The sequence below is a fragment of the Arthrobacter sp. NtRootA1 genome (assembly GCF_019976975.1).
Classification (GTDB): Bacteria; Actinomycetota; Actinomycetes; order Actinomycetales; family Micrococcaceae; genus Arthrobacter; species Arthrobacter aromaticivorans.
Map to the genome: position 1 here is coordinate 1062540 of NZ_AP024630.1, position 25127 is coordinate 1087666.

25 protein-coding genes are annotated in these 25127 nt (G+C 63.0%); 11 read left to right on the plus strand and 14 right to left on the minus strand.

Going from position 1 to position 25127, the window contains the following annotated elements; genetic code table 11:
• Nucleotides 1-29: 29 nt before the first annotated feature.
• The 13 genes from LDN90_RS05010 to bioB all read right to left on the minus strand — a co-directional run bounded on the left by LDN90_RS05010 (nucleotide 30) and on the right by bioB (nucleotide 12612).
• Nucleotides 30-833: an enoyl-CoA hydratase-related protein gene (locus LDN90_RS05010; protein ID WP_223948183.1), complete on the minus strand. Its 804-nt coding sequence runs from the start codon at nucleotides 831-833 to the stop codon at nucleotides 30-32.
• Nucleotides 830-2080, minus strand: coding sequence for a CaiB/BaiF CoA-transferase family protein (locus LDN90_RS05015; RefSeq protein WP_223948185.1), 1251 nt, complete (start codon nucleotides 2078-2080; stop codon nucleotides 830-832). Before LDN90_RS05015 ends, LDN90_RS05010 begins: the two co-directional genes overlap by 4 nt.
• On the minus strand, nucleotides 2077-3447 hold the full coding sequence (locus tag LDN90_RS05020; RefSeq protein ID WP_223948187.1) for an FAD-dependent oxidoreductase: 1371 nt from the start codon (nucleotides 3445-3447) through the stop codon (nucleotides 2077-2079). Before LDN90_RS05020 ends, LDN90_RS05015 begins: the two co-directional genes overlap by 4 nt.
• A 9-nt stretch (nucleotides 3448-3456) precedes the next feature.
• On the minus strand, nucleotides 3457-4788 hold the full coding sequence (locus tag LDN90_RS05025) for an MFS transporter (protein WP_223948189.1): 1332 nt from the start codon (nucleotides 4786-4788) through the stop codon (nucleotides 3457-3459).
• 163 nt (nucleotides 4789-4951) lie between these two features.
• Entirely contained in the window at nucleotides 4952-5551 is a 600-nt protein-coding gene (locus tag LDN90_RS05030; RefSeq protein WP_223948191.1) for an XRE family transcriptional regulator, read from the minus strand.
• Between the two features lie 89 nt (nucleotides 5552-5640).
• A complete protein-coding gene (locus LDN90_RS05035; RefSeq protein WP_216926126.1) occupies nucleotides 5641-6021 on the minus strand; it encodes an Hpt domain-containing protein in 381 nt (126 codons plus the stop codon).
• 332 nt (nucleotides 6022-6353) lie between these two features.
• Nucleotides 6354-6851, minus strand: coding sequence for a very short patch repair endonuclease (locus tag LDN90_RS05040; RefSeq protein WP_216926127.1), 498 nt, complete (start codon nucleotides 6849-6851; stop codon nucleotides 6354-6356).
• A 27-nt stretch (nucleotides 6852-6878) separates the two neighbouring features.
• Complete coding sequence (locus LDN90_RS05045; RefSeq protein ID WP_223948192.1) at nucleotides 6879-8033, minus strand: cytochrome P450; 1155 nt, start codon at nucleotides 8031-8033, stop codon at nucleotides 6879-6881.
• A complete protein-coding gene (bioD, locus tag LDN90_RS05050) occupies nucleotides 8030-8713 on the minus strand; it encodes a dethiobiotin synthase (RefSeq protein ID WP_216926129.1) in 684 nt (227 codons plus the stop codon). The genes LDN90_RS05045 and bioD overlap by 4 nt, the downstream gene beginning before the upstream one ends.
• On the minus strand, nucleotides 8710-9939 hold the full coding sequence (locus tag LDN90_RS05055) for an 8-amino-7-oxononanoate synthase (protein WP_223948193.1): 1230 nt from the start codon (nucleotides 9937-9939) through the stop codon (nucleotides 8710-8712). Before LDN90_RS05055 ends, bioD begins: the two co-directional genes overlap by 4 nt.
• A complete protein-coding gene (gene bioA, locus LDN90_RS05060) occupies nucleotides 9936-11264 on the minus strand; it encodes an adenosylmethionine--8-amino-7-oxononanoate transaminase (RefSeq protein ID WP_223948194.1) in 1329 nt (442 codons plus the stop codon). Before bioA ends, LDN90_RS05055 begins: the two co-directional genes overlap by 4 nt.
• The gene (locus LDN90_RS05065) at nucleotides 11261-11581 is read right to left on the minus strand and encodes a hypothetical protein (RefSeq protein ID WP_223948195.1); all 321 of its coding nucleotides are present in this window, start codon (nucleotides 11579-11581) and stop codon (nucleotides 11261-11263) included. The genes bioA and LDN90_RS05065 overlap by 4 nt, the downstream gene beginning before the upstream one ends.
• Entirely contained in the window at nucleotides 11578-12612 is a 1035-nt protein-coding gene (bioB, locus tag LDN90_RS05070; protein WP_223948196.1) for a biotin synthase BioB, read from the minus strand. The genes LDN90_RS05065 and bioB overlap by 4 nt, the downstream gene beginning before the upstream one ends.
• A 209-nt stretch (nucleotides 12613-12821) precedes the next feature.
• Between bioB and LDN90_RS05075 the strand changes: the two genes are divergently transcribed.
• Nucleotides 12822-14498: a hypothetical protein gene (locus LDN90_RS05075; RefSeq protein WP_223948197.1), complete on the plus strand. Its 1677-nt coding sequence runs from the start codon at nucleotides 12822-12824 to the stop codon at nucleotides 14496-14498.
• A 176-nt stretch (nucleotides 14499-14674) separates the two neighbouring features.
• Nucleotides 14675-15598, plus strand: coding sequence for an SDR family oxidoreductase (locus LDN90_RS05080; RefSeq protein WP_223949241.1), 924 nt, complete (start codon nucleotides 14675-14677; stop codon nucleotides 15596-15598).
• A 44-nt stretch (nucleotides 15599-15642) separates the two neighbouring features.
• On the opposite strand, the gene LDN90_RS05085 is transcribed toward LDN90_RS05080, so the two are convergent.
• A complete protein-coding gene (locus tag LDN90_RS05085; RefSeq protein ID WP_223948198.1) occupies nucleotides 15643-16818 on the minus strand; it encodes a zinc-dependent alcohol dehydrogenase in 1176 nt (391 codons plus the stop codon).
• Between the two features lie 136 nt (nucleotides 16819-16954).
• Between LDN90_RS05085 and LDN90_RS05090 the strand changes: the two genes are divergently transcribed.
• From LDN90_RS05090 to LDN90_RS05130, 9 genes are all read left to right on the plus strand, one after another.
• The gene (locus tag LDN90_RS05090; protein ID WP_223948199.1) at nucleotides 16955-17212 is read left to right on the plus strand and encodes a hypothetical protein; all 258 of its coding nucleotides are present in this window, start codon (nucleotides 16955-16957) and stop codon (nucleotides 17210-17212) included.
• Nucleotides 17213-17447: 235 nt separating this feature from the next.
• Nucleotides 17448-18011 carry a hypothetical protein gene (locus LDN90_RS05095; RefSeq protein WP_223948200.1) on the plus strand — a complete coding sequence of 188 codons (564 nt, stop codon included), beginning with the start codon at nucleotides 17448-17450 and terminating at the stop codon, nucleotides 18009-18011.
• A 27-nt stretch (nucleotides 18012-18038) separates the two neighbouring features.
• Nucleotides 18039-18656: an SIS domain-containing protein gene (locus LDN90_RS05100; RefSeq protein ID WP_223948201.1), complete on the plus strand. Its 618-nt coding sequence runs from the start codon at nucleotides 18039-18041 to the stop codon at nucleotides 18654-18656.
• 90 nt (nucleotides 18657-18746) lie between these two features.
• Nucleotides 18747-19817: an alkene reductase gene (locus LDN90_RS05105; RefSeq protein ID WP_223948202.1), complete on the plus strand. Its 1071-nt coding sequence runs from the start codon at nucleotides 18747-18749 to the stop codon at nucleotides 19815-19817.
• Nucleotides 19818-20002: 185 nt separating this feature from the next.
• Entirely contained in the window at nucleotides 20003-20701 is a 699-nt protein-coding gene (locus LDN90_RS05110; RefSeq protein WP_223948203.1) for a GntR family transcriptional regulator, read from the plus strand.
• Between the two features lie 181 nt (nucleotides 20702-20882).
• Entirely contained in the window at nucleotides 20883-21884 is a 1002-nt protein-coding gene (locus LDN90_RS05115) for a sugar phosphate isomerase/epimerase family protein (RefSeq protein ID WP_223948204.1), read from the plus strand.
• 3 nt (nucleotides 21885-21887) lie between these two features.
• Nucleotides 21888-23636, plus strand: a complete 1749-nt coding sequence (dhaL, locus tag LDN90_RS05120; RefSeq protein WP_223948205.1) for a dihydroxyacetone kinase subunit DhaL — start codon at nucleotides 21888-21890, stop codon at nucleotides 23634-23636.
• 2 nt (nucleotides 23637-23638) lie between these two features.
• Nucleotides 23639-24121 carry a ribose-5-phosphate isomerase gene (locus tag LDN90_RS05125; RefSeq protein WP_223948206.1) on the plus strand — a complete coding sequence of 161 codons (483 nt, stop codon included), beginning with the start codon at nucleotides 23639-23641 and terminating at the stop codon, nucleotides 24119-24121.
• Nucleotides 24122-24123: 2 nt separating this feature from the next.
• Complete coding sequence (locus tag LDN90_RS05130) at nucleotides 24124-25113, plus strand: 3-hydroxyacyl-CoA dehydrogenase family protein (protein WP_216926142.1); 990 nt, start codon at nucleotides 24124-24126, stop codon at nucleotides 25111-25113.
• Nucleotides 25114-25127: the final 14 nt, after the last annotated feature.

Below are 25127 nucleotides of genomic sequence, written 5' to 3' on the forward strand. Positions count from 1 at the left end.
TTTCGGGACGAACGTGGAAGGTTGGGGGATCAGCGGCCCGGCCAGACGGGCGCGCGCTTTTCCTGGAATGCACGAACTCCTTCGGCGGAGTCTTCGCTGTCCAACGCCGCCATAAGAGCCGGCAGTCGCAGGCCGCGGGCTTCCTTGGCCGTCAGGTGGCAAGTCTGGGTGACCATCTGCTTCACCGCTCGGACCGAGGAGGGGGCGCAGGCAAGGATCTGGTCCACCCAGCGTTGCACAGCGGCGTCGAGCTCTTCGGCCGGAACTACTTGGTTGACGAGGCCCATGGACTGCATCTCTGCGGCATCGGCTTTGCGTCCGGTCAACAGCATTCCCATGGCCTGCGTATAGGGGATCCGCCGCACCAACTGGTGGATGCCGCCGTCGAGCGCCAATCGCCCAACCCGAGGTTCCGTCAAGCCGAACTTCGCGGTGTCGGCGGCCACCACGATGTCGGCACCCAGCACAATTTCCATGCCGCCGCCAAGGGCGTAGCCGTTGACCCGGGCGATGACCGGGATGTCCAAGGTGGTGCGCAGGCTCAGGCCACCGAAGCCGTTGGGGTCCAGTCCCGCCCAGTACTCAAGGCCGGTCTTGTCCACGGCCGATGCCGACATGTCAGCACCAACGCAGAAGGCACGGGATCCCGCACCAGTGACGACAACCGCACGCACGGACGGGTCCTGCTCAAGCTGGGCCCAGATCTCGTTGAGCCGTGAATGGGTAGTGGCATCCACGGCATTGAGGACGTGCTGACGATCGATGACCACCGTGGCCACGTGGTTCTCGATGGTCAGGGTGACAGTGTCCACTCGCTCGATTACGGATGTCACCGCAGAACCCCCAGCTGCTGCAGGCGCTCGATTGCCTCTTGGTCGAAGCCGTTCTCCAGCAGGACCTCCACGTTGTGCTCACCGAGGCGCGGTGCGGCGCGGCGGATGGAGGGCGGGGTAGCGGAGAGCCGGATGGGGGCGTTCAGCATACGGACCGTGCCGACGCCGGGGTGTTCTGCTTCCACGATCATCCCGTTGGCCTCGGTTTGCGCATCGGCCAACGCCTGTTCCAGGGTGTGCACCGGGGCATTCAGCAGCCCCTGCTCCTCAAGCTGATGTGTCCAATACTCCGTGGTATTGGTGGCGATGCGCTCGCGGAAGATGGCCTGCAATGCCGGCTTGTTCTTGAATTGCTGCTCGAGGTTGGCGAATTCGGGCCGCTGGGTGAGGTCCTCGTCCAGGCCAAGTGCTTCGGAGATCCTGGCCAGGGGATCGGGCGTGAAACCACCCACCATGCACACGGCGCCGTCGGTGGTTTCGAAGACCCCGCTCAGCGGCATGGCGCCCCAGTTGACCTCGTAGCCGCGGTTGAGCTGCATGCACGCTTCCTGCATCTGCAGGTGCAGCATGGAGTCGTACATGGTCACCTCCACCTTCTGGCCCACCCCCGATGCCTCGCGTGTGCGCAGCGCCAGAAGGATGCCCTGCATGAGGTGCATGCCGGTGATGTAGTCGCACAGGGTGGTGGGGTAGATGGAGGGCTTGGTGTCATCGGATTCCCGGCGCCACATCACTCCCGAATAGGCTTGCGCGATGGCGTCCTGGCCGCCTTTATGGGCGTAGGGTCCCTCGGGGCCGAAGCCTGTGCCCGAGGCCCAGATGATTCCCGGGTTGGCAGCTTTGAGGTCCTCGTAGCCGAAACCCATCCGTTCCATGACTCCGGAGCGGAAGTTGCTGACCACTACGTCCGCATCCGCCATGAGCCGGTGCAGTACCTCGCGACCTTCGTCGGTGCGGGTGTCCACCGAGACGCTGCGCTTGTTCCGGTTGATGGACAGGAAGATCGGGTTGTCCTGTCCGTCCTGGTCCGGGAAGGAATTGCGGGAAATGTCGCCTGCGCCGGGACGTTCCACCTTGATGATGTCTGCACCGTAATCGCCCAGAAGCTGGGTGCAGGACGGGCCCATGAACACCTGCGTGAAGTCCACGATTTTGATGCCATCCAGCGGGAGGGGCGTTGGTGACGGAGCCCCGGCGGTGTGCGTCGCCGTCGTGCTTTCAGTCTGGTCGAGGAGAACGGTGCTCATGCCAGCACCACTGCGTTCAAGTCGATGTCCACGGTAGCGTTCGACGACGGCACGTCGCCTGGGTCTGCACCATGCCGGCGCATGCCCTGCTGGATATCCAGCGCGGAGACGTCACGGACCAACATGTTGTTCTCCACGGCGAGGGCCGCTGCAACGCCGACGGCCTGTCCCATTGCCATGCAGGGCGGGATCTCGCGCGACATTTTCTGTGCCTCGGGGGTGGCGGAGTAGTGGCGGCCGGCAACCAGGAGCTGGTCCACTTCCTTGGGCAGCAGCGAGCGGTACGGGTAGTAGTAGTCACGGCCGCGGGCAACGGTGTCCGCGAAGTGGCGGCGCTGGGTGACGTCGTCCTTGGTCATGACGTACTCGCCCTGCAGGAGCCGGGTTTGGCGGACGCCCATCTGGGAGGCGACGTCCAGCATGTAGCAGTTTTCGAAGCCGGGCAGGTTCGCGCGGACATACTCCACGGCTTCGGAGATCCGGTCCCGGGCGGCGAACTCGGCGGCAGTCATGTCCGCGGGGTCAACGCCGTCGAATCCGCTCATGTGCGGGGCGTTGCACCAGACCACGCCGTCGATGGGGGTCTTGAGCCACCAGAGTTCCCACGCGCCGCCGAGGAGGCGCTTGATCTTGCGGTTGATGGCCCGGGCTTCCTTGGGGTTGGCCTGTTCGAAGGCTTCGGCTGCCTTGGTATTCACATTGCCCAGACGGAAGACCAGCGTGGTGAGGTAGTTGTCCTTGGCGTAGCTGGCGCCGGCACGGGAGGCGACGTCGATGTCGCCGGTGGTGTCGATCACGACGTCGGCCATGAACGCCTGCGGGCCCAGTTTCGTTTCGCAGATCACGCCCTTGATCACGCCGTTGTCCACGATCGGCCGGGAGAACCAGGAGTGCAGGCGGAGGTCCACTCCGGCCTCTCGTACGAGGTCGTTGGACACGCGCTTCCAGCCATCGGGATCGAAAGCCGCGGCGTAGCAGATGGGCTTGGGGTTGGTGTGGGAGTGGAAATCGAAGGTGCCGTAGCGGCCCCATTTGTTCCACAGTTCCTCGGAGGTCTTGCGGTCATCGGCGGGCGGGACGATTGCCAGGCCAAGCTTCTGCAAACGTTCCACGTATTCGGAGACGATGCCCGTGACGGTGATTTCCTGACCGTTGATCATGTCATCGAGAACCAGGACCATACCGCCGGAGGCGAGTCCGCCCAAGGATGAGTAGCGTTCCAGGAGAGTGACTTTGGCTCCTGAGCGGGCGGCGGTAACCGCCGCAGCGACGCCTGCGGGACCACCTCCGACTACCAGGACGTCGGATCGTGAGATGACGGGGGCGGTGAGGTCCGCCGTCGTAGTGCTGAGTTCAAGGGTGTTCATGGTGAGTCCTTACTTTCCGACGAAGATGCCGTTGGAGCGGCGTGCGGCGAGGTAGAAAACGATGCTGAGGATGGACAGGACGGCCACGTAGACCGGGAAGACCCAGGTGAGGTTCAGGGATTGGAACCAGACCAGAAGGTAGGACGCGGTGCCGCCGAAGAGAGCCACACCAATGCCATAGCCCAAGGCGACGCCGGTACCGCGGATGTTCTTGGGCATCAGGGAGGAGCTGACCACGTTGTAAAGGGTCATGTTCAGGACCAGGACGATCGAGCCACCCAGGAGGACTGCCGCGAATCCGCCAATGCCCGGTTGGACGTACATCAGCATGAGGAACACGGACGGGATGGCGAGGATGCGGGTCACCAGGAACCAGCGGGACATTGCTTTGCCGTCGGCCAGCTTGCCGATGACCCAACTGCCCACTACGAGGATGACGGCCAGGATGGTGGTGAGGGCGAAGACCGCGGTGGGATCTTCCTTGAAACCGCTACGGGCTGCGGTGGGAAGGCCAACGTTCCAGGCGTAGTTGTAGGCCTGTGCTGCACCCACCACGAAGATGATGGCAAGGACGGAAAGCCAGTGTCTACGGACTCCGGACCACACGGCACGCGGGGTGTTCGTGGCCATTTCCTCGGCCTTGAGGGTTTCCGGCAGGGAGCGGCGGAGGTAGAGAACCACAAAACCGAAGGCGGCGCCGATGATGAACGGTACGCGCCAGCCCCAATCGGCCATTGCTGCACCGCCGAGGACAAGGCTGCAGAGGAAGCTCACCAGCGAGGCCAACAGGATGCCGATGTTCACGTAGAAGGACATGATGCCGGCCACGTAGCCTTCGCGGCCCTCCGGTGCGAGTTCGACAGCGTGGGAGGTGGAGAGCGGGGCTTCGATTCCTGTGGAGATACCCTGCAGGACGCGGCACACCAGCAGGATTATGCCGGCCCAGGCTCCGATGGAGGCGTAGTTCGGCGTGACGGCAATGATCAGCGTGGTGCCGGCCATGAGCATGATGGACAAGAGCATGACCCGACGCCGGCCGATCCGGTCTGCGAGCGTCCCCAGCAGTATGCCGCCAAGGGGGCGGAAGGCGAACCCGACGGCGAACACGGCCAGCGCGTTCAGGGTGGCGGAGAGCGGCTCGGTGTTGGGAAAGAAGTTCGGTCCGATGAAGGCTGACAGGAGTCCGAAGACCATCCAGTCGTACCATTCAAGGGCGTTGCCAAGTCCCAGGCCCAACAGTCCTTTGCGGACCTGGGGAGTGAATTTTGCGTTCTTTGCGGGGGAGGAGTGGCTGGTGCTTGGCGACGGGACGGCGTTGTCCGTCGTTTGGGTGTTGAGCATGGAAGTGTCCTTACGCTGACGCCCCGGAGGGCGTGGGAGGGTATGACGCAGGAACGCCTGTTGGAGGAGGCGCGTTGTGCGAAAGTGGCAAGGATTGTCAGCGGCCACGGTTCGTGTCCGGACAGTTAAGGGAAAACGCTGGCGCCGTTGAGGGGCAGCAGTGTTACCACGCGTGTGGTGCGTTGACCCAGATGGCTACGCATACCTCTTCGTAGCTGTTCTTGTACCAGTGGGGGATCTCTGAGGAGTAGGTGATCGAGTCGCCCTCTTCGAGGCTGTAGCAGACGCCATCCAGATAGACGTCCTTACGGCCGGAAATGATGTAGCAGAACTCTTCACCGCTGTGCGTAAAAGGGGTTGCGCTGGTGTCGTGCCCTGGGGGCGTGCTGATCCACTGCGCTTCGATGCTTCCGTCGCGGTTGGGAGTCAGCAGTTCGTGTACGGCTTCGCCCACGGATTCGCGGGTGACGTTCTTAAGGTTGCGTCGTTCGGATCTGCGGACCACGGGTGAGGTGGAGTGGTCCTGGCCAATGAAGAATCTCCCTACGGGGATGTCCAGGCCGTGGGCCAATTGGGCGAGGGTGGTGAAGGAAGGGTTGGCCATTCCGCGTTCGATTTGGCTGACGATCGCCTGGCTGAGGCCGGTGATGTCCGAGAGCTGGGCGAGGGTCATGCCCTTTGCCTTGCGCATGGTGCGCACCTTGTTCCCCACAGTTGCCAGCAGTTCGCTGGTGGCCGGCGGTGCAGGAGTCTCGGTAGTCATTGCCGTATCCTTCGTTGGTGAGCTAACTCACACAACTATAGTGAAGATTTTTAGCGAGTCAATGGTTTTCTTTATTTTCGTGAAGATCTTTACGGAAGTGGGGGTTGGAGCTCGCAGATCGTGCCGAAGACGAAAGCCTCGATCAGCTCCACTTGCGGTCTCAACTCCTGAAGGTGGCTGGCGTTGGGGAGGAGCCTGATGCTGATCTCCAATTCCGCGGCCAAGCGGCGCATGCAGATGGCGCCCACCATCTCGCTTGAGGTCTTCAGGCTCAGTACAGCGTCCATGGCATCTTCGATGTCCAGGTTATTCAGCGCGTGATGCAGGCGGGCAACGCGCCATGGCAGGAGTTCCACGTAGGTGCGGACGAAAGCGCCAACGACGGTTCGGTCTCCGCCAAGTTCTGCCTGAAGCTGGATAAGGACGGCGGGATCCACCAGTGAGTCTGTGCACTCGTCATACTCAGACACCAAGCCCCTCCCGCCTCCGAACAATAGATGCACGATTCAAATGTAGGTCCGGGGGAAGTATCGCAACGCCGGAAAGCGAAAGCTTGATCCAATCTTGAGCGGACTCAGAGGGGGTCTTGATCGAAGTCCCTGAAAGTAAGTAAAGGAAATGGAATAATCGCCGAACCGGGGGAGCAAGGCGTGGGTAAAGGAATGGAAATCAGCATGAACGGTGGTGTTCGACCCTCGGCGGGCCTCGTGGTCATCATCGTGTTGTGCCTGACGGTGCTTCTGGGTATTGGTGGAACGTCAGCGTATGCGCTGTGGGAGCAAGGTTCCCATGCCAGCACCGGTCACTCCGACTCCACTGGGTCCGCCGGGGCTGGGTCGAAGGCGCCATAGGGCGACCTGCCCTCCAACGGCCCCTCCAAGAACGCCGTCAGCCGTTCTTCGAGGACTGAGCTGTCCCGCAATTCGCATTCCCACACCGTCAGAACGTCCCAACCGGCAGCGTGCAGCTGTTCCCTCTGTGCCAGATCGCGTTCACGGGTCCGCGTGCGCTTGGCCTCCCAGAAGGCCGCATTGGCAGTGGGGGAGTGCAGGCCGACCTTGCAATCATGAAAGTGCCAGAAGCAGCCGTTGACGAAAATGACTTTGCGACGGCCGGAGAACACCAAATCAGGCCGGCCCGGCAGCTTGGTCCCACCGGCTTGCCCATGCAGCCGGTAGCGGTACCCCTTGGCATGCAGTAGTTTCCGGACCAGCAACTCGGGCTTGGTGTTTTTGCCCCTGATCCTGGACATGTTTCGGCTACGCTGCTCCGGCGTCAGCAAGTCCCGGCTCTCGCCCATACAGTCCAGCCTACCCACCCAAGCTGGCTAGGGGCGGGCGACGCTGACGGTCCGCGGAGCCTGAAAGGAGAGTAGCCGCAGCCACTCAGGGTTGGGGTTCCCGAGCCGGACCCCCTTTAGTGCCGCGGTGGTTTCCTGAACCACGACGACGGTCTCCAGCTCAGCGAGTTTGGCACCAAGGCAGCGATGGATTCCTGAGCCGAAGGCCAGGCCGTAGGGTGTGGGTCCCGGATGGTCTGTGCTTTCTCCGGCAGATTCCGCAGTGTCAACCCCGGCTGCCCACGGAAAGCCGTGGTTCCCGGTCAGCTCCACCAGGATTTCCTCCCCCGCAGGGATGTGCTCGCCATTGAGTTCGGTATCGCGGGCGGCCACCCGCCGCCAGGTAGGCACGGAAGACTCGGTGGCCAGCACATGCCGAACAATCTCGCGGGCTTTGGCGCTGGAGGAGGCCGCGTCCCAGGAGATTCCCCGCGAGCCCTCGGCCAGCCGGAAGAGCGTGGTGCTGATGAGCTGCGTGGTGGTCTCCTGGCCCGCGATGAGCAGGAAGTAGCCCAAGGAACAGATCTCCGGCGTGCTGAGCCCGTGGTCTGCGAGTGCCCTGAAGAGGTTTGTTGTGCCCGGAACCAAGGGTGCCTCCACCGATTCAAGGACCAGTTCGCGCAGCCAGGTGTAGAAGTCCGCCGCGGTGTGGGCCAGCTCGAGCTGCCGTGCGGGATCCGGCCATCCCCAGAACAGCTCAAGGGAGTCCAGGCTCCACGCCTTCAATTGAGGAAGGTCGCGGACGGGGAGGCCCAGCATCTCCAGCATGATGACTGCCGGCGGATACGCGGCCACTGCCTGCACCAGATCAACATTTCCCACGGAACGGAGGAGTTGGGCTGCGGCCGTGGCTGACTCCCGGGAGAGCTGCCGGATACGCGGTTCCATGGCCGCAACTTTGGCGGGAGTGAAGAAGCCCGCCACCACCTTGCGAATAGCTGCGTGTGATGGGGAGTGGTTACTGGCCAGGACTGGTGGAAGGGCGAAGCGTGCCTTTTGCAGGATGCGGAGGGCTTGACCGCTCAAGGGCGTCACGGCCAGAAGTGCGTTGGCAGGGCTGAAGTCGCCAGGCCGGTGAAGGACCTCGCGGACGGAATCAGGATCGCGCAGCACCTTGTAGGGGCATGTGGTGACGGTGTTCATGCTGGCACCCCCTCAAGCCAGGAGGCTGCCTGTTCGCGGAACGCTTCAGGGGCCAGTGCGGCGGCTTCGTGCCGGATGGCCCCCAACAGCGGAACGGGCCAGCCGGAGATGGTGGCACGGTTGCTTCGCTCCACTGCACCTGGGACCGCAGGCCAGCTGCCAAGCACAACACCCACCACCGGCAGGCCCCTCCGATCGAGGGCTTCGAGCGTCAGCGCCGTGTGGTTCAAGGTGCCCAGCGACGGCCGCGCCACCACGGCGAAACCAGCCGAGTCGCCCAGGAGGCTTCCGAGGTCGGCCAGTGTGCCGCCGTCGTGGTCCAACTCAACCAGCACCCCGCCGGCACCTTCCACAAGTACATGGTCATGGGTGTTGGCCAGTGCGCGGATTCGCTGGGCATGCGAAGCAAGCTGCGGCAGCACCACCTCGTCACAGGCAGCAGCGGGGACAGGGGCCAGCGGCTGTTCCAGGACAATGCCGGCCTCCGCCGTGAGCGGGCCGGCAAGCCGCACCACTTCCGCGCAGTCCGAATCGCCGTCTACGTTGCCGCTTTGGCAGGGCTTGTAGACCGCCACCGAGCAGCCGCGTTGCTGAAGCGCTGTGGCGAGGGCCGCCGTCGTGATGGTCTTCCCGACGCCGGTATCGGTACCGGTCACCAGGATGATGCGGGGAAGTTTCATGGGGTTCGCTCCAGGATGTCGCGCAGCACTGCGCAGGCGTGATCGAGGTCGTTGGGGGTGAGGTTGGCCCGGGCTGTGAGTCGCAGCCGGGAGACGCCGTCGGGCACGGAAGGTGGCCGGAAACAGCCCACCTGGACGCCGGCAGCGTACGCGGCCTGGCTCGCAGCCAAGGCAGCCTCCGCTGAAGGCATGGGGATGGATTGAACTGCTCCGGCAGAACGCTCGACGGCGGCTGAGCGTCCCAGCGTGGGTTGCAGTTGGGCGGCGAGGGCGGCTGCGTTGTGATGGACGGCCGCGGCGCGCCAAGGTTCCCGCTGGATGATTCCGACGGCGGCCATGGCAGCCGCCGCTGCCGGCGGGGCCAACGCGGTGTCGAAAATGAAGCTACGCGAGCGGTTCACCAAGTGCTCCCGCAGGAGGCTGGAACTAAGCACCGCCCCGCCTTGGCTCCCCAAGGCTTTGGACAGGGTGGCAGTGCGAACAACACCCGGATGGTCGGCCAGGCTGGTGCCCGCCACCGCGCCGCGCCCTTGGAAGGGGCCAACGCCGGCAACGCCCAGGCTGTGGGCCTCATCGATCAGCAGCACGGCGTCGTGTTCCTCGGCGAGGTTGAATAACTCCTGTAGTGGAGCAGCGTCACCGCCGACGCTGTAGATGGACTCAACAACAACAAGGGCCCGCGGCTGTGTCCGTCCCTCCAGGAGGCGTGCCGCGTCCGCAGCGTCATTGTGTTTAAATTCCCGCACTTCCGAGCGGCTCAGCCTAAAACCATCGATCAACGAGGCATGGCAGTACTCGTCTGCCACAATCAACGTTCCGGGACCACCCAAAGCCGTGGTGACACCCAGATTGGCGAGGTAGCCCGAGGAGAAGACCAACGCAGCCTCCGCTCCCGTGAACAGGGCAAGGTGGTGCTCCAACTCAAGATGCAGCTCGGTGGTGCCGGTGACCAAGCGGGATGATGCAGCGCCAGTGCCCCAGCGCCTGATCGCGTCCGTGGCAGCCTCCGCCAAGCGCGGGTCTGTGGACAGGCCCAGGTAATCGTTGCTGGCGAGGTCGATCATCCTGCGGTGTCCGCCTGTACGGCCAGCACCGGCTTCTGTGCCCGGGACGCTTTCTTTGCCGCGGGGGCCGTTCGCGACACGCACTGTCGGCGTCCGCACCAGCCCGCGGCGCTCGCGGACCTCTGCCTGTTGCTCCAGCCAAGCGGTCATGGAGAGGCTCATACTCTGGCCTCCAGCCTGTCTGCGGCCGCGGAGACTGCCGCCACCATGCCAGCAGTGATGGTCCTGATCTGGGAGGTTGAGCTGATGTACGGCGGCATCGTATAGACGAGATTGCGGAAAGGACGGATCCACACTCCCCGCTCGATCGCAGCCCGGGTCACTGCAGCGACGTCCACCGCGTCCGCCAACTCAATGACGCCCACCGCGCCGATAATGCGGACGTCCCTCACGCCGTCGAGCTCCAACGCCGGGGCCAAGCCCTCCGCGAGCCCTGCGCCTACGCGGTCAACGTCTGCGCGCCAGTCGCCGTCCCGCAGCAGCCCGAGGCTCGTGTTGGCCACGGCACAGGCGAGCGGGTTGCCCATGAACGTGGGGCCGTGAAGTAGGGCACCAGCATCACCGCTGGATACCACCCCAGCAACCTCACCCGTGCACAACGTTGCGGCCAGCGTCATGTACCCACCCGTGAGCGCCTTGCCGACACACAGGATGTCCGGGACGACGCCGGCATAGTTCGCAGCGAACAACTCGCCTGTTCGCCCAAAGCCCGTGGCGATCTCGTCCAGGATGAGCAGCAAGCCGTGCGCATCGGCAACCTCGCGGAGGATCCGCACACACTCCGGCGGGTAGATGAACATCCCGCCAGCACCCTGCAGGACAGGTTCCACAATGATCGCTGCGAGCTCATTGGAATGCTCACGGGCCAGCGTCTCGACTGATGTCCGCCACTCACCGATAGCTGCTGGGGTGGCCGTCGCTGCGGCTGGAGGACGCGGCGCGAACACATTACCCGCCAGCAAACCAGGGAACGCGGAGTGCATGCCGTCAACGGGATCACAAACGCCCATCGCGGCAAACGTGTCGCCGTGATAGCCACCGCGGACCGTCAGGAAGCGCTGCCGTTGTGGACGCCCGGAGGCAGTCTGGAACTGCACGGCCAGCTTTAGGGCCACCTCCACTGAAACGGAGCCGGAATCTGCCAGGAACACCCGTTCCAGCTGGCGGCCCTGTTCCTGCGGTGCAAGAGACAGCAGGGTCTCGGCAAGATCCACGGCAGGTTGATGCGTCAGTCCACCGAACATCACATGGCTGAAGGACCCCAGCTGGCGCTGAACCGCGGCATCCAGCACAGGATGGCGGTACCCATGGATCACCGACCACCACGACGACATCGCATCCAGCACCTCATGCGTTCGGCCGTCCTCGTCCCGAAGCCGCAGCGCCACGCCGTCGGCCGCTTCAACTTCCCAAAGCGGCAGCGTCCCGGACGCCGGAGCGTAAGGATGCCACAGGCTTGCCCGGTCCCGCTCGATCAGCGAACTCATCGGGACACCCGTCCGTGGCGCGAGCACTCCGCCGACCAACCCAACGGCGTCACCTGGACCTTCATCCTGCGGCGACACTGCGCGCAATACCTGGGCGGTTCCATCGCCAACCGTTGCTGGCAGCCTTGGTGGGAGTCCGACGTCGAGTGGGGGTGCGACGTCGGGCGCTCGCCGTTGGTGCCTTTGCGAACGGTACCGCCCCCAATGACGGTGCCGTCCTCAACAACGTCTTCAACGACGTCCTCAAAAAGGGCGCCGGCAACCGTGCCGCCGCAGTGCCCGCAGTATTCCGCCTGCATGGCGCCTATCGCGGTCATAGCGTCTTCTGGAGTTCCTTGATGGGCATGTTGAGCTCCACCAGGAGGTTCAGGTCTGCGGTGGCGGGGCGGCCCAGGGTGGTGAGGTAGTTGCCCACGATCACGGCGTTGATGCCGCCGAGCAGGCCCTCGCGGGTGCCGAGATCGCCCAAGGTCAGTTCGCGGCCGCCAGCGTAGCGGAGTACTGTTCGCGGCATGGCGAGCCGGAAGGCGGCGATAGCGCGGAGGGCGTCCTTGCCGTCCATGATGCCCTGGTTTTCCAACGGCGTTCCCGGACGTGGATTCAGGAAGTTCAGCGGAACTTCGTGCGGTTCCAATGCGGCCAGTTGGGCGGCGAGTTCGGCCCGCTGCTCGAGGGTTTCACCCATGCCGATCAGGGCGCCGCAGCACAGTTCCATACCGGCGGCTTTGACCATGTTGCAGGTGTCCAGCCGTTCCTCGTAGCTGTGTGTGGTGACGACCTCGGGGAAGTAGCTCCGCGCGGTTTCGAGGTTGTGGTTGTAGCGGTGGACGCCCCATTCGGCCAGCTGATCAACCTGGCGCTGGTTCAACATACCCAGGGAGCACGCAATGTTGATTTCAACTTCCTCGTTGATGCGGTCGATCGCGAACTTGATCTGGTTCATGAGTTTGATGTCGGGGCCACGCACAGCTGCGACGATGCAGAACTCGGTGGCACCGGTGGCGGCTGTTTCCTTGGCAGCCTTCACCAGTTCAGGGATATCCAGCCACACGCCACGGACCGGGGAATCGAAAAGTCCGGACTGGCTACAGAAGTGGCAATCTTCGGGGCAGCCGCCGGTCTTGATGGAGATGATGCCTTCAACCTCGACGTCCTCGCCGCAGTGCTTCAGCCGGACCTCGTGGGCGAGCTGCATGGCAGCGGGAATCGCTTCGTCAGGAAGTTGGAGTATCTCCACAAGCTGGGCTTCGTTGAGGCCTTTACCGCGCTCAAGGACCTGCTCGCGTGCGATGTCCAGGATGGCGTAGGCAGCGCCTGCTGGGGTTCGATGAGTTGTTTGGGTCGTCATGGACTTGACGGTATCCGTGGGGGCGGCACGCGATTTTGTGGGGTCCGCACAAAGTGGCGTAGCGGATTTTGGACTGCCCTTATGGCTGGTGGGCGCGGGCGGCTGGTGCAGAAGTTACAGCTGTGAAACATCGTTGTGACTGATTTGACCCGCTGCGTGACTAGCGTCGTTGACGAAGCACCGACCACGAATCTTGAAAGCGAGCCCGGATGAGCGACCTTCTGACAGACGCCCAAAGAGTTACGACGGCGGGGAACGCCGACGCGATGAGCGCCGCGAAGGAGAGCCTGGAAGACTACACACTCCGGTTCGCCCCGCGCTCCTACCGGAAGTGGAGCGCCGGTGTGGTGGCGACCAGTGCCCTTGGCGGGATCGCCTACCTGGCTGACTTCTCGATCGGGGCAAACATCGGCATCGCCTACGGCACCGTGAATGCGATCTTCGGCATCATCGTTGCCGCGGTGATCATCTTCGCCACGGGCTTTCCACTGGCGTACTACGCCGCCCGCTACAACATAGACCTCGACCTCATCACTCGCGGGTCAGGCTTTGGCTACTACGGTTCAGTGGTCACGAACATCATTTTCGCGACCTTCACCTTTATCTTCTTTGCCCTCGAAGGCTCCATCATGGCCCAGGGCCTGCAATTGGGCCTCGGCGTCCCGCAATGGCTTGGGTATGCCGTATCCACCATCATCATCATTCCGCTGGTGATCTACGGGATGAAGACCCTTGCTACTTTGCAAGTGTGGACCACGCCCTTGTGGTTGCTGCTGATGGTGGTTCCCGTCGGCTATCTGCTGTTGTCCCACCCCGAAAGCATCGACGCCTTCTTTGCCTACACCGGCGCTTCGGGCGAGGGCGGCACCAATCTCGCCTCCGTGATGCTGGCTGCCGGCGTTTGCCTTTCGTTGATGGCCCAGATCGCAGAGCAGATCGATTACCTGCGCTTCATGCCACCCAAGACCGCGGAGAACAAGGGTGCTTGGTGGCGTGCCGTAATCCTCGCCGGACCCGGCTGGGTTATTTTTGGTGCCATCAAGCAGGTTGTAGGCATGTTTATTGCCATTTACCTGATCGCCAGGCTGGATCCCGCCGCGTCCGTGCACGCCAATGAACCAGTCCACCAATTCCTGGGCGTGTACCAGGAGATGATGCCGGCCTGGCTCGCGATGTCCCTGGCCGTTGTGTTGGTGGTTATCTCGCAGATCAAGATCAACGTCACCAACGCCTATTCCGGATCGCTTGCCTGGACCAATTCCTTCACCCGCATCACCAAGACCTACCCGGGCCGCATGGTGTTCGTTGTGGTCAACCTGGTGATCGCATTGGTCCTCATGGAGTCGAACATGTTCGAATTCCTCAACACGATCCTTGGCTTCTACGCCAACTGCGCCATGGCCTGGGTGGTCACAGTTGCCTCCGATATCGCCATCAACAAGTACCTCTTGAAGATCTCGCCCAAGGTTCCTGAGTTCCGACGGGGCATGCTCTACCCCATCAATCCGGTCGGCTTCGTTTCCATGCTGGTCTCGGCAGGGATGTCCATCGCGGTCTTCTTTGGGGCTTTCGGTGCCGGAGTGCAGCCGTATTCGCCAATTTTCGCCGTCGTCCTTGCTTTGGTACTTCCCCCGGTCCTGGCTCTGGCCACGCGTGGCCGCTACTACCTCCGCCGCACCGATGACGGGATCGACCTGCCCATGTTCGACGCCGACGGAAACCCTAGCGACGAGAAGCTCCTCTGCCACGTCACCGGCCTTGAGTTCGAACGCCCGGACATGCTCCGCTCAGGCCAGGACGGTCCCGACGGCGAACCCCGCTTCATCTCTTCCCTTGCCTTGTCCACGGATAAGTCAGGCGCACTGGTGCTGCCAGCCCGGAAATAGGCACGCTGGCTGGCGCTGCGCGCGAAAAGTCAGGGTGCTTAGAATGAGGCATGGCACAGGATGAGCGGAACGAAGAGACCGGGCTGAGCGAGGAACCAGGGCAGCCAGAGGAATCCGAGCAGACCGACGACTCAGGGCAGGTTGAGTCAACAACCGACCTCGACGAGGACATCGCGATGGCGTTGGAAAACCACGTCCTTAACCCGGCGGAGGACCCGGAAGAGGCCTCAGATCCACGGACAATGTATCCGTCGGGGGAGTTCGAGCCGCAAACCCAGGACTACCCTGGCTGGACCGAGGCAATGATCCCGCGGCCGGATCACGGGGAGCAAAGCTATGTGGGCCATCACCGGATGATGGGATTCCGGACCTTGATTACAGGCGGCGACAGTGGGATTGGGAAAGCCGTAGCGATTGCCTTCGCCCGTGAAGGTGCAGATGTGGCGTTCACGTATTTGCCGGAAGAGGAGCAGGACGCGGAATTGACCGTCCAATTGATCGAGGCCGCGGGCAGCCGTGCCCTGGCGCTGCCGGGGGATCTGCGGGACGAGGAATTCTGTCAGGAAGTCATCGCCCAAACCATCGAAGAATTCGATGGACTGAACGTTCTGGTCAACAACGCAGGTTTCCAGATGACTACCAGCCGGGGGATCGAAGACCTCAGCAGCGAACAGTTCGACCGGACCTTCAAGAGCAACGTCTATGCGCTCTTCTGGCTTACCAAGGCGGCCTTGCCACATTTGCAGCCAGGGTCCTCGATCATCAATACCTCATCAATCCAGGGTTACCATCCGAGTCCCTCGCTCATCGATTACGCCGCCACCAAGGCAGCCATCAACAGCATGACGTTCTCGTTGGCAGAATCCCTCGGATCCAAGGGAATCCGGGTCAATGCGGTAGCTCCCGGACCCATTTGGACCCCCTTGCAACCACCAACCCAGCCGGAGGAGAAGATCGTGAAGTTCGGGCAGGACACGCCCCTCGGCCGGGCCGGTCAGCCTGCTGAACTTGCCGCGACGTATGTCCTGCTGGCGACGGAGGAGTCCAGCTACATTTCCGGCTCGGTTATTGGGGTTACCGGCGGAAAGCACCTCGCCTAAGGCGCCTCCGCCCATCTCTATCGCCCAACTGATCCTCCAGGAAATCAGGGCTTCAGCACCACCTTGATGCAGCCGTCCTGCTTCTTCTGGAATTTCTCGTACAAGTCAGGCGCGTCGTCCAGACCGCCCGTGTGGGTGACCAGATGCATGACTCCCAGCGGATCGGCGTCGTCCTCTACCAAGGGGAGCAGCTGGTCAGTCCAGTTGCGCACGTTGCATTGCCCCATGCGGAGTTGGACTTGCTTGTCGAACATGGTCATCAGCGGCATGGGATCGGCCTGGCCACCGTAAACGCCGCTGAGCGAAACAGTGCCGCCGCGCCGCACCAGATCCACTGCCGTGTGGAGGGCAGCAAGGCGGTCCACGCTCATGGTCTCCATGGCTACCTGCGCCGGCTTGTCAGGGAGCAATGAAACCGCCCGGTGCAGGAATGATGCCACCGGGGAGCCGTGGGCTTCCATGCCCACTGCATCCACCACCGCGTCCGGGCCCCGGCCGAGGGTCTCCTCGCGGATCTCCGCGGCGACATCCGGGCTGTAGTTCATGGTCTCCACGCCATGTTCTTCCGCCATCGCCCGGCGCTCGGGAACGGGATCCACGCCAATGACACGGAAACCCTTGTGGACGCCAATTCTGGAGGCAAACTGGCCCACAGGGCCGAGTCCGAGCACCGCCAATGTGCCTCCCTCGGGGACGTTGGCGTATTCCACGGCCTGCCACGCTGTGGGCAGGATGTCCGAGAGGAACAGATAGCGCTCGTCGGGGAGGTCTGAATCTACTTTGATGGGCCCGTAGTCGCCGAAAGGCACCCGCAGGTATTGTGCCTGGCCGCCCGGCACGGAGCCGTAGAGTTCGGAGTATCCAAAGAGTGCAGCCCCTGTACCTTTGGCTTTGACCTGCGTGGTTTCGCACTGCGACTGAAGGCCTTGGTTGCACATGTAGCACCGGCCGCAGGAGATATTGAAGGGCACCACTACCCGGTCGCCCTTCTGGAGCCGGTGGACCTCCGAGCCCACTTCTTCCACGATTCCCATGGGCTCGTGGCCGATGACGTCGCCCTTGTGCATGTAGGGGCCGAGGACTTCGTAGAGGTGCAGGTCCGAGCCACAAATGGCTGACGATGTTATTCGGACAATGACATCCGTTGGTTCCTGGATGGTGGGATCGGGGACATCAATAACGCTCAGCGAGCGCCTTCCTTGCCACGTCACTGCTTTCACAATCGCTCTCCCTGCTTTGGGGGCTGGAGGTGTGTCCCGCGCTGCAGGAGACCTTCCCAGCGAAGCAGAGTTGGCAGCGGCGCACAAGGTCTTTGGTAGCCTCGACAGCCCTTGAAGCCCGGCCTACATTGAGGCTATGAGCGAAGAATCGAGCGAACGGGACAAATCGAGCGAGCGGGACGAATCGAGCGAGCGGGACGAATCGAGCAAAGGGGATAGGGCGCCTTCTGACGCCTCAAAGCAGGCGGTACCTGCCGACGTCAAGCATGGGGACAGCACCCCCGGGACGGGTGACTTTACTACGGAGGTGGACCCTGCGTTCATCCCGGACGATAGCGGCGAGACGCCGGAGGAGAAGCGCGCCAGGGAGCATCCAGAGGCGACGGGTAGCTAAAAACACCTATTTTGGGCAGTAGTACGACGGCGTCCCCCGCTGACCGGCCTGGGTCACCTTCGCACCCACTTTAGTAAGTAACCTGATAATTGGTGTTAAGCTGGTAGGAGATAGCTGTCCACGTGATCAGAAAGCGTTTCGAACGAACACTGGATGGGTACAACTTTGGGTACTAAGCACAGCATGGGCTAGGGGCGGCGCCCAAACAAAGCCGTTCACGAGGGAGGCAATCCACATGGACACAGGACAACTGGTATTGATCATCGTGTTGGCCGTCGTCGTAGTCGCAGCTGTGATCATTGCAGTGGTAGTTGGACGCAAGAAGAAGACCGAACTCAATCGCCGTCGCGCAGGGGAACTGCGCGAGAAGGCAGACCAGGAAGCCCTCGGCGCACACCAAGCGAAGGCTCAGTCGGCACAAGCTGAGGCAGCAGCCGTTCAGGCAGAAGTCGAGGCCAACCGGCTCCGGCGCGAAGCGGACCGGCATGCGGAGAAGGCCGAAGAAGCCAGCGGGCGCGTACAGGAACACCTGCGCCACGCCGACAAAGTGGACCCCGATGTCAGGACTGACCGCGACCGGGAGAATGACGCGGATCGTGGACGTGACCGTGACATGGATACACGTGACATGAATACAAGCGAACAACGGCTTACACGGGATCGCTCGGCACGGGAAAGCGCCGTTAGGGAAGAGCCTTTGCGGGAGCGGGCTACGCGGGAGGGCTCTACCCGGGACGATTCTGTGCGGGACGGTTCCGTGAGGGACAGTTCGAGGCGGGACGGAGATAGGAACGTGTAAGTTCCTACGGTGAAACGGAGGCAGGAAGTGAGCATCGTGGTAAGGCGACCGGGCCAAGTGGTGCGCCCGACGGATTCAAGGCAGAACAGGCATGCGGTTGACGTTGTTCTTGGCCATTTGGGCGAGATCGGCCCAGCGGTAGCGGCCTTGCGCCGTGAATCGTCGCGGCTCGCTGAATGGGGAGAGGAACTGGCCCGCGTACGTCTTCGTGGCGGCAGCGTGTTTGCAGCCGGCAGCGATGGCTCTGCGCACGAAGCACAGAGATTCACCTCCGAGTTGGCGGCCCACGACCCCAGGGATGGCTCTGCCTTCAAGGCCATATCTGTCAGCAAGAGCGGCAACGACGGCGCCCGCGGAAGCATCAGTGACCAGATTCGAGGGCAGGTTCGCCGTGGCGACATCGTGGTGTTGCTCGCTGCGAAGGGAATCACGGATGATCTCCGGGAGGCCGCTGCTGCTGCCAAGGCCGCCGGAGCGCGGGTGTGGGCATTGACTGGCAAGGAGTCCAAGGACCTTGCCCAGGCTGTCAACGAAGCGATCTGCATTGACACTGACCCGCCGCATGCCGAAGAAGCGCACCTGGTTGCGGTGCTGGCCCTTTGCGAATGCTTCGACGACGCCATGAGGCTGCGGGGCCAGGGCTAAGCAGCTTGTGATCTGCCTCGCATCCGGAATAGTTGCAGACGCCGCACAGTTGCCCAGAGTGAACCTGATTCATTCTGAAAGGAACTGCGCATGCTGTTTTCCCCCTTGGCCCTTGGTGAGCTCGAACTTCCCAACCGACTGGTGATGGCGCCCCTGACCCGGCTGCGGGCCGGCGCGGACGGCATTCCTGGTTCACTGATCGCCGAGCACTACCGGCAGCGTGCGTCCCTTGGGCTGATTGTCAGCGAGGGAACGTACCCGACGCCGGCCGGTCAGTCGTATCCAGGCCAGCCTGGTCTGGTGACGGAAGCGCAGATCGCAGGCTGGAAGACGGTCACTGACGCCGTCCACTCTGAGGGTGGGCGCATCTTCGCCCAGGTCATGCACGGTGGCCGCGTTTCGCACGCGGACATCACGGGCGGCCACGAAATCGTGGGCCCGAGTGCTGTTGCCATCGAGGGCGATGTCCGCACTCCCATCGGCAAGCAGCCGTACCCGGTGCCGCGCGAACTCCGCACGGACGAGCTCCCGGGAGTCATTCAGGATATTGTCACCGCCTCGAAGAACGCGATTGAGGCAGGATTCGACGGCGTGGAACTTCACTCGGCAAACGGTTACCTGCTGCATGAATTCCTTGCGCCCAACTCGAATGTTCGCACCGACAGCTACGGTGGGTCCCCGGAGAACCGTGCGCGCTTCGTGATCGAGACTGTCAATGCGGTGGTTGAAGCACTTGGCGCGAACCGCGTTGGCATCCGCATCTCCCCGGAACACAACGTGCAGGGTATCGCCGAGACGGATGCCGCAGACGTCCGCGCCACCTACGAAGTCCTCGTAGAGACCATTGCGCCGCTCAACCTGGCGTACCTCAGCATCCTGCACCACGACCCCAAGGGTGCCCTGGTCCAGGATCTTCGCGAACGCTTCAACGGCACTTTCCTGGTGAACACTGGCTTCAGTGAAATCACCACGCGCGAGGAAGCTGTTGCATTGGTGGCCGATGGCCTCGCGGACGGTGTTGTGGTTGGCCGCCCCGCCATTGCCAACCCGGACCTCGCGCGCCGCTGGCGTGAAAGCCTCCCGCTCAACGAGCCGGACGCCTCCACGTTCTATGGCGAGGGTGCAAAGGGTTACACGGACTACCCGTTCTACGCCAACTAACCGCGCAGAACCCCAGCAGGACCGCGACGCCGGCACTCACCCGAGTGCCGGCGTCGTGCGTTAAGCGTGTGCCCGCCCAACTAGGTCGCATTTGTGCGCGTTTTGAGCGCTCAAAACGCGCGCTGCTGCGACCTAGTTGGGAAAGAGGGGTCGGCTGGTGCTCGCGTTCCTATAGGATTTGTGGCATGTCTGAACCTTCGCCGGCTCTTCCCCGCCCGGGCTTTCCCGTCAGCCGCCAGGTGTTGGCCGACCACGTTTATGAAGCCCTCCTCGAGTGGCTCATGGATGGTCGGCTCGAACCCGGGGCAGCCGTCAGCATCGACGGAATGGCGCGGGAACTGGAGGTTTCTCCTACCCCCGTGCGTGAAGCGTTGGCGCGACTGGAGCATACGGGCATGGTGCGCCGCGTGGCGTTGAAAGGGTATCGCGTAGCCCCCGTGTTCACGCGGGAGGACTTCGCTGAACTCATGGAAGCACGGCTTTCGATAGAGCCTGTGAATGCCCGCCTCGCGTGCGAACGCATGACTTCGGAAGGCTTGGACGCCCTGAAGCAGGCCGTTGAGGATCTCAGGACGGCACCGCGGGGCGGCACGTTTGCTGAGTACCGCAGCTACCTCGAGGCTGACGAGCGTTTCCACCAGTTGATCGCGGCGCAAGCCAGGAACCAGTTCCTCCTCGCCGCTTACAACACACTGGGCGGGCAGATCCAGCGGTTCCGCTTGTTTGGGGGAGTGGGCATCACGGATGCGGAGCAGGCCATCGCCGAGCACCAAGCCGTGCTCGACGCGATGTCCAGTGGGGACCCGGGGAAAGCGGCCGAGGCAATGATCAATCACGTGGAAAAGGTACGGGGCCGGGCAATGGCTGACGCGCCTGAAGACTGAACACCCACCGCTCCCTAAGGGCTCGTCGCGAATGCGGCGGGCCTTTTTCGTGCGATCAGTGAGCCCCTTCACAGACATATGTAAGACATATAGGATCTAGGAAGTTTCGCGAAAAGGGTTGACAGCTTTGCTTCGTTCATAAATCCTATAGGAAACAGGATTCCACGAAGGAGTGATCATCATGGCGTATACCGCCGAAAATTGGCCCATCACCGCGGCCCTCCTACAGTTCCCCGGCGTGGACGCCGCGGGGCGGCACATCAACGACGCCGACGCTTCCGTTTGGGCTGAAGTCCTCCAGGAAGTGAAGGAGGCTGGGTTCGCACACGCGGACCTCACCGACAGCTGGGTCCGCCCGGGCGATCTCAGCACGGAGCGTCTGGCCGAGTTCAAGCAGACGGCTAACGAAGTGGGCATCGGAGTGCCGGTCATCTCCGCCATCCGCCGCAGCATCATCCACCAGACGGACTGGGCCGATAACCTCGCCTACAGCCACCGCACCATCGACGCCGCAGCAGAGCTTGGATGCGAGGTTGTCTCCTTCGGACTTCACCAGGCCATCACGCCTGAGCAGCAAAAGCAGTTGTGGTTCTGGACGGTGGAGGGTTACAAGGATCCGGTAGGCGACAAGGAAATGTGGGGCAACGCAGTGTCCCGCCTCCGTGAACTTGGCAAGCACGCAGCAGAAGCCGGCATCCTCATCTCCCTGGAAATGTACGAGGACACCTACCTCGGCACCGCTGATTCATCCGTACAGCTGGTCCAGGACATCGGTCTGGACAACGTCGGCCTCAACCCGGACCTCGGAAACCTGATCCGCCTGCACCGTCCCATCGAGGACTGGCGCGAGATGGTGGCCAAGACCCTGCCGTACTCCAACTACTGGCACATGAAGAATTACATCCGCGACGAAGATGTGGCCCGCGACAGCTACATCACCATGCCCGCACCCATGGAAAGCGGCTTGATCAACTACCGCGAGGCATTCAAGTTTGCTCTCTCGGTCGGCTTCCAGGGCATCCTCTGCACGGAGCACTACGGTGGCGACGGGCTCAGCGTCACGGCCAGCAACCAGGAATACCTGCGCCGCCACGTCCTGCCGAAGACCGAGGGCTACAAACTTGGCACGAGCAAGGTCGCGCAAGGTCGGCAACAGCCCGTCACGGAACTCGCAGGAGTCTGAGGAATGACACAGATTTTCGACAACCCGGCAGACTTTGCCGATGAAGCCCTGGACGGCTTCGTGGCTGCCAACCGCGGCTACGTTGCCAGGGTAGATGGCGGCGTGATCCGCTCCACCGAAGTACCTGCCGGGCAAGTGGCGTTGGTGGTCGGCGGCGGTTCCGGGCACTACCCGGCCTTCGCCGGATTGGTCGGCCCCGGACTCGCAACGGGCTCGGCCTGCGGCAACATGTTCGCTTCCCCGGCCGCCGGCCAGGTATACCGCGTGGCCAAAGCGGCCAATGCCGGAGGTGGCGTTCTGCTGAGCTACGGCAATTACGCTGGCGACGTCCTGCACTTTGGCCAGGCACAGCTCCGCCTCAACGCCGAGGGCATCGAAACGCGCACTGTCACCGTCACGGATGACATCGCAAGCGCTCCGATCGACCAACTCGAGAAGCGCCGCGGCATCGCGGGCGACCTCACGGTTTTCAAGATCGCAGGCGCCGCAGCCGAAGCGGGACTGAACCTTGACGACGTCGAGCGCTTGGCCATCAAGACCAACTACCGGACCCGGTCCCTCGGGGTGGCCTTCGACGGTTGTACCCTGCCTGGTGCCAAGGATCCGCTGTTCCACGTCCCGGCCGGGCAGATGTCCCTGGGCCTCGGAATCCACGGTGAGCCCGGGATCTCGGAACACCCGATGCCCACCGCGTCCGAGCTTGCACAGCTTCTGGTTTCCAAGCTGCTCGCTGACAAGCCCGAGGGTTCGGGGGACCGCGTTGTGGCGATCGTCAACGGCCTGGGCACTGTGAAGTATGACGAACTCTTCCTGCTGTTCGGTAAGGTCGAAAAGCTGCTTACCGCTGCTGGTCTCACCGTTGTTGAACCGGAATGCGGCGAACTGGTGACCAGTTTGGACATGTCCGGACTGTCCCTGACGCTGCTCTGGCTGGACGATGAACTCGAACAGTATTGGGCAGCGCCCGCCGATACCCCCGCTTTCCGCAAGGGCAGCATGGCACCCCGCGCAGCGCGCGCCGAGGCAGCAATCGTCGACGCCGAAACCGCCGACGTCGAACAGGCCACCCCGGCGGCGGCGGAACTCGGGCGGCAGGCCGTAGCGATTCTCGCCCAGGTGCGCGATGTCGTCGTCGAACACGAAGACGAGCTCGGCAAGCTGGACGCTATCGCCGGCGACGGTGATCACGGAATCGGCATGCGTCGTGGCGTCGACGCTGCGGCTGCTGCGGGCGAAGCCGCATCCGGCTCTTCGGTAGCGCGAATCCTCCTCGCGGCCGGCGAGGCCTGGAGCGAACGGGCAGGCGGAACATCCGGCGCGCTGTGGGGTTCGGCGGTCATCGCGGCCGGCCAAGCACTCGGCAACCGCGAAACGTACAGTGCGGACGACGCCCGGGCCGCTGTTTCCGCGTTCGTCCGGGCCATCACCGAACTCGGGAAGGCCGAGCCCGGAGACAAGACCATGGTGGACGCCCTCCTGCCGTTCCGGGACGCGTTCCTGACAGAGCTCGACGGCGGTGCTCCCGTTGACAGGGCACTGGCAGCAGCTGCTGCGGCTGCTGAAATGGCTGCCGCGCAGACCGCTGAACTGCGCCCGCTCAAGGGCCGGGCCCGCCCACTTGCCGAGAAGAGCCTCGGCCACCCCGATCCCGGCGCAGTCTCCTTTGGCCTGATCGCCACAAGGATCTCCCACCACATCGATTCACTACTGGCCAGCGCTGCCTCAGCGGCTCCGGCCGGAAACGGAGCCTGAGAATGAGCGACACACAAGGCTGGCGCATCGTCGTCGGCAATGACGAAGCCGGAGTTGAATACAAGCAAGCACTTCTGGCATTGCTGGAATCCGACCCGCGTGTGGCATCAGTGACCGATGTCGGGGTCGGTGCGAACGATTCCACGGCCTATCCCCACGTGGCTGTCGATGCCGCCCGCAAGGTAGCTGACGGTGAGTTCGATCGGGCCCTCCTGATCTGCGGCACCGGGCTTGGCGTGGCCATTGCGGCCAACAAGGTCCCCGGAATCCGTGCGGTGACCGCCCACGACAGTTACTCGGTGGAGCGGTCCGTGTTGAGCAATAATGCCCAGGTCCTCACGCTCGGTCAGCGGGTGATTGGCTTGGAACTGGCCAAGAAGCTCGTAGGGGAGTGGCTCGGCCACCGCTTCGACCAAAACTCATCCTCCGCCGCCAAGGTGGACGCCATTTGCTCCTACGAGCCCAACTACACGAAGGCAGTCTGATCATGACCACTCCTGAAGCAAGCGAAGGCACCGCGAAAAGCACAGCCCGGAAGATCGCCGTCGTCGGCTCCGGATACATGGGCGGCGGCATCGCCCAGGTCCTGGCGCTCGGCGGAGCGCGCGTGGCTTTGGCGGACGTGTCTGCCGAGATTGCGCAGAAGAACTTCGACCGCCTGCTGGTCGAATCCGATCAGTTCATCGCCGATGGTCTGTTCCCGGCGGGATCCACTGAAATCCTGAAACAGAACCTCTGGGCTGCGAAGGACATCGAGGAAGCCGTTGCTGATGCCGACTTCATCGAGGAATGCGTTCCCGAGGTCCTGGAAATCAAGCATCAGACCCTCGCCCGGATCAGCGCCGCGGCCCGGCCGGATGCCCTGATTGGCTCCAACACCTCCACGATTTCCATTGCCGCCCTGGCAGAAGCCGTGACCAACCCCGAGCGGTTCCTGGGCGTTCACTTCTCCAACCCGTCGCCGTTCATTCCGGGCGTCGAAGTTATTCCGCACGCCGGCACTGACGCCGCTACGGTAGCTGCTTCCCGCGAGCTGGTCCATGCGGCCGGTAAGCAGACCGCCGTCGTGAAGGACGTTACGGGTTTTGTGCTCAACCGCCTGCAGTACGCGCTGTTCCACGAAGCTGCACAGCTGGTGGAGCAGGGCATCGCAACAGCGGACGACGTCGACACCCTGGTGCGTACGACGTTCGGCTTCCGGTTGCCGTTCTTCGGTCCGTTCGCGATCGCGGACATGGCCGGTTTGGATGTCTACAACTTCTGCTACAAGTCCCTGCAGACCGGTTTCCCGGAGCGCTTTGCGACGCCCAAGATCCTGTCGGACCTCGTGGAGGCAGGCAAGCTCGGCACCAAGACCGGCGCTGGTTTCCTCAACGTCCCCGCCGAGCGCACCCCGGAACTCATCGCGTACCGGAACAAGGCCTACGTCGCCATGCAAAAGCTCATTGAAGAGCTTGGCCCGGCACCCATCAACTAACTCTTTCTAGGAGA

Coding starts and splice junctions, on each gene's coding strand:
- LDN90_RS05020 (WP_223948187.1), bottom strand. CDS start 3,447: ATGAACACCCTTGAACTCAGCACTACGACGGCGGACCTCACCGCCCCC.
- LDN90_RS05095 (WP_223948200.1), top strand. CDS start 17,448: ATGGACACAGGACAACTGGTATTGATCATCGTGTTGGCCGTCGTCGTA.
- LDN90_RS05065 (WP_223948195.1), bottom strand. CDS start 11,581: ATGACCGCGATAGGCGCCATGCAGGCGGAATACTGCGGGCACTGCGGC.
- LDN90_RS05105 (WP_223948202.1), top strand. CDS start 18,747: ATGCTGTTTTCCCCCTTGGCCCTTGGTGAGCTCGAACTTCCCAACCGA.
- LDN90_RS05040 (WP_216926127.1), bottom strand. CDS start 6,851: ATGGGCGAGAGCCGGGACTTGCTGACGCCGGAGCAGCGTAGCCGAAAC.
- LDN90_RS05090 (WP_223948199.1), top strand. CDS start 16,955: ATGAGCGAAGAATCGAGCGAACGGGACAAATCGAGCGAGCGGGACGAA.
- LDN90_RS05080 (WP_223949241.1), top strand. CDS start 14,675: ATGGCGTTGGAAAACCACGTCCTTAACCCGGCGGAGGACCCGGAAGAG.
- LDN90_RS05055 (WP_223948193.1), bottom strand. CDS start 9,939: ATGAGCCTCTCCATGACCGCTTGGCTGGAGCAACAGGCAGAGGTCCGC.
- LDN90_RS05015 (WP_223948185.1), bottom strand. CDS start 2,080: ATGAGCACCGTTCTCCTCGACCAGACTGAAAGCACGACGGCGACGCAC.
- LDN90_RS05045 (WP_223948192.1), bottom strand. CDS start 8,033: ATGAACACCGTCACCACATGCCCCTACAAGGTGCTGCGCGATCCTGAT.
- LDN90_RS05110 (WP_223948203.1), top strand. CDS start 20,003: ATGTCTGAACCTTCGCCGGCTCTTCCCCGCCCGGGCTTTCCCGTCAGC.
- LDN90_RS05125 (WP_223948206.1), top strand. CDS start 23,639: ATGAGCGACACACAAGGCTGGCGCATCGTCGTCGGCAATGACGAAGCC.
- bioA (WP_223948194.1), bottom strand. CDS start 11,264: ATGAGTTCGCTGATCGAGCGGGACCGGGCAAGCCTGTGGCATCCTTAC.
- bioB (WP_223948196.1), bottom strand. CDS start 12,612: ATGACGACCCAAACAACTCATCGAACCCCAGCAGGCGCTGCCTACGCC.
- LDN90_RS05115 (WP_223948204.1), top strand. CDS start 20,883: ATGGCGTATACCGCCGAAAATTGGCCCATCACCGCGGCCCTCCTACAG.
- LDN90_RS05030 (WP_223948191.1), bottom strand. CDS start 5,551: ATGACTACCGAGACTCCTGCACCGCCGGCCACCAGCGAACTGCTGGCA.
- LDN90_RS05130 (WP_216926142.1), top strand. CDS start 24,124: ATGACCACTCCTGAAGCAAGCGAAGGCACCGCGAAAAGCACAGCCCGG.
- bioD (WP_216926129.1), bottom strand. CDS start 8,713: ATGAAACTTCCCCGCATCATCCTGGTGACCGGTACCGATACCGGCGTC.
- LDN90_RS05025 (WP_223948189.1), bottom strand. CDS start 4,788: ATGCTCAACACCCAAACGACGGACAACGCCGTCCCGTCGCCAAGCACC.
- LDN90_RS05075 (WP_223948197.1), top strand. CDS start 12,822: ATGAGCGACCTTCTGACAGACGCCCAAAGAGTTACGACGGCGGGGAAC.
- dhaL (WP_223948205.1), top strand. CDS start 21,888: ATGACACAGATTTTCGACAACCCGGCAGACTTTGCCGATGAAGCCCTG.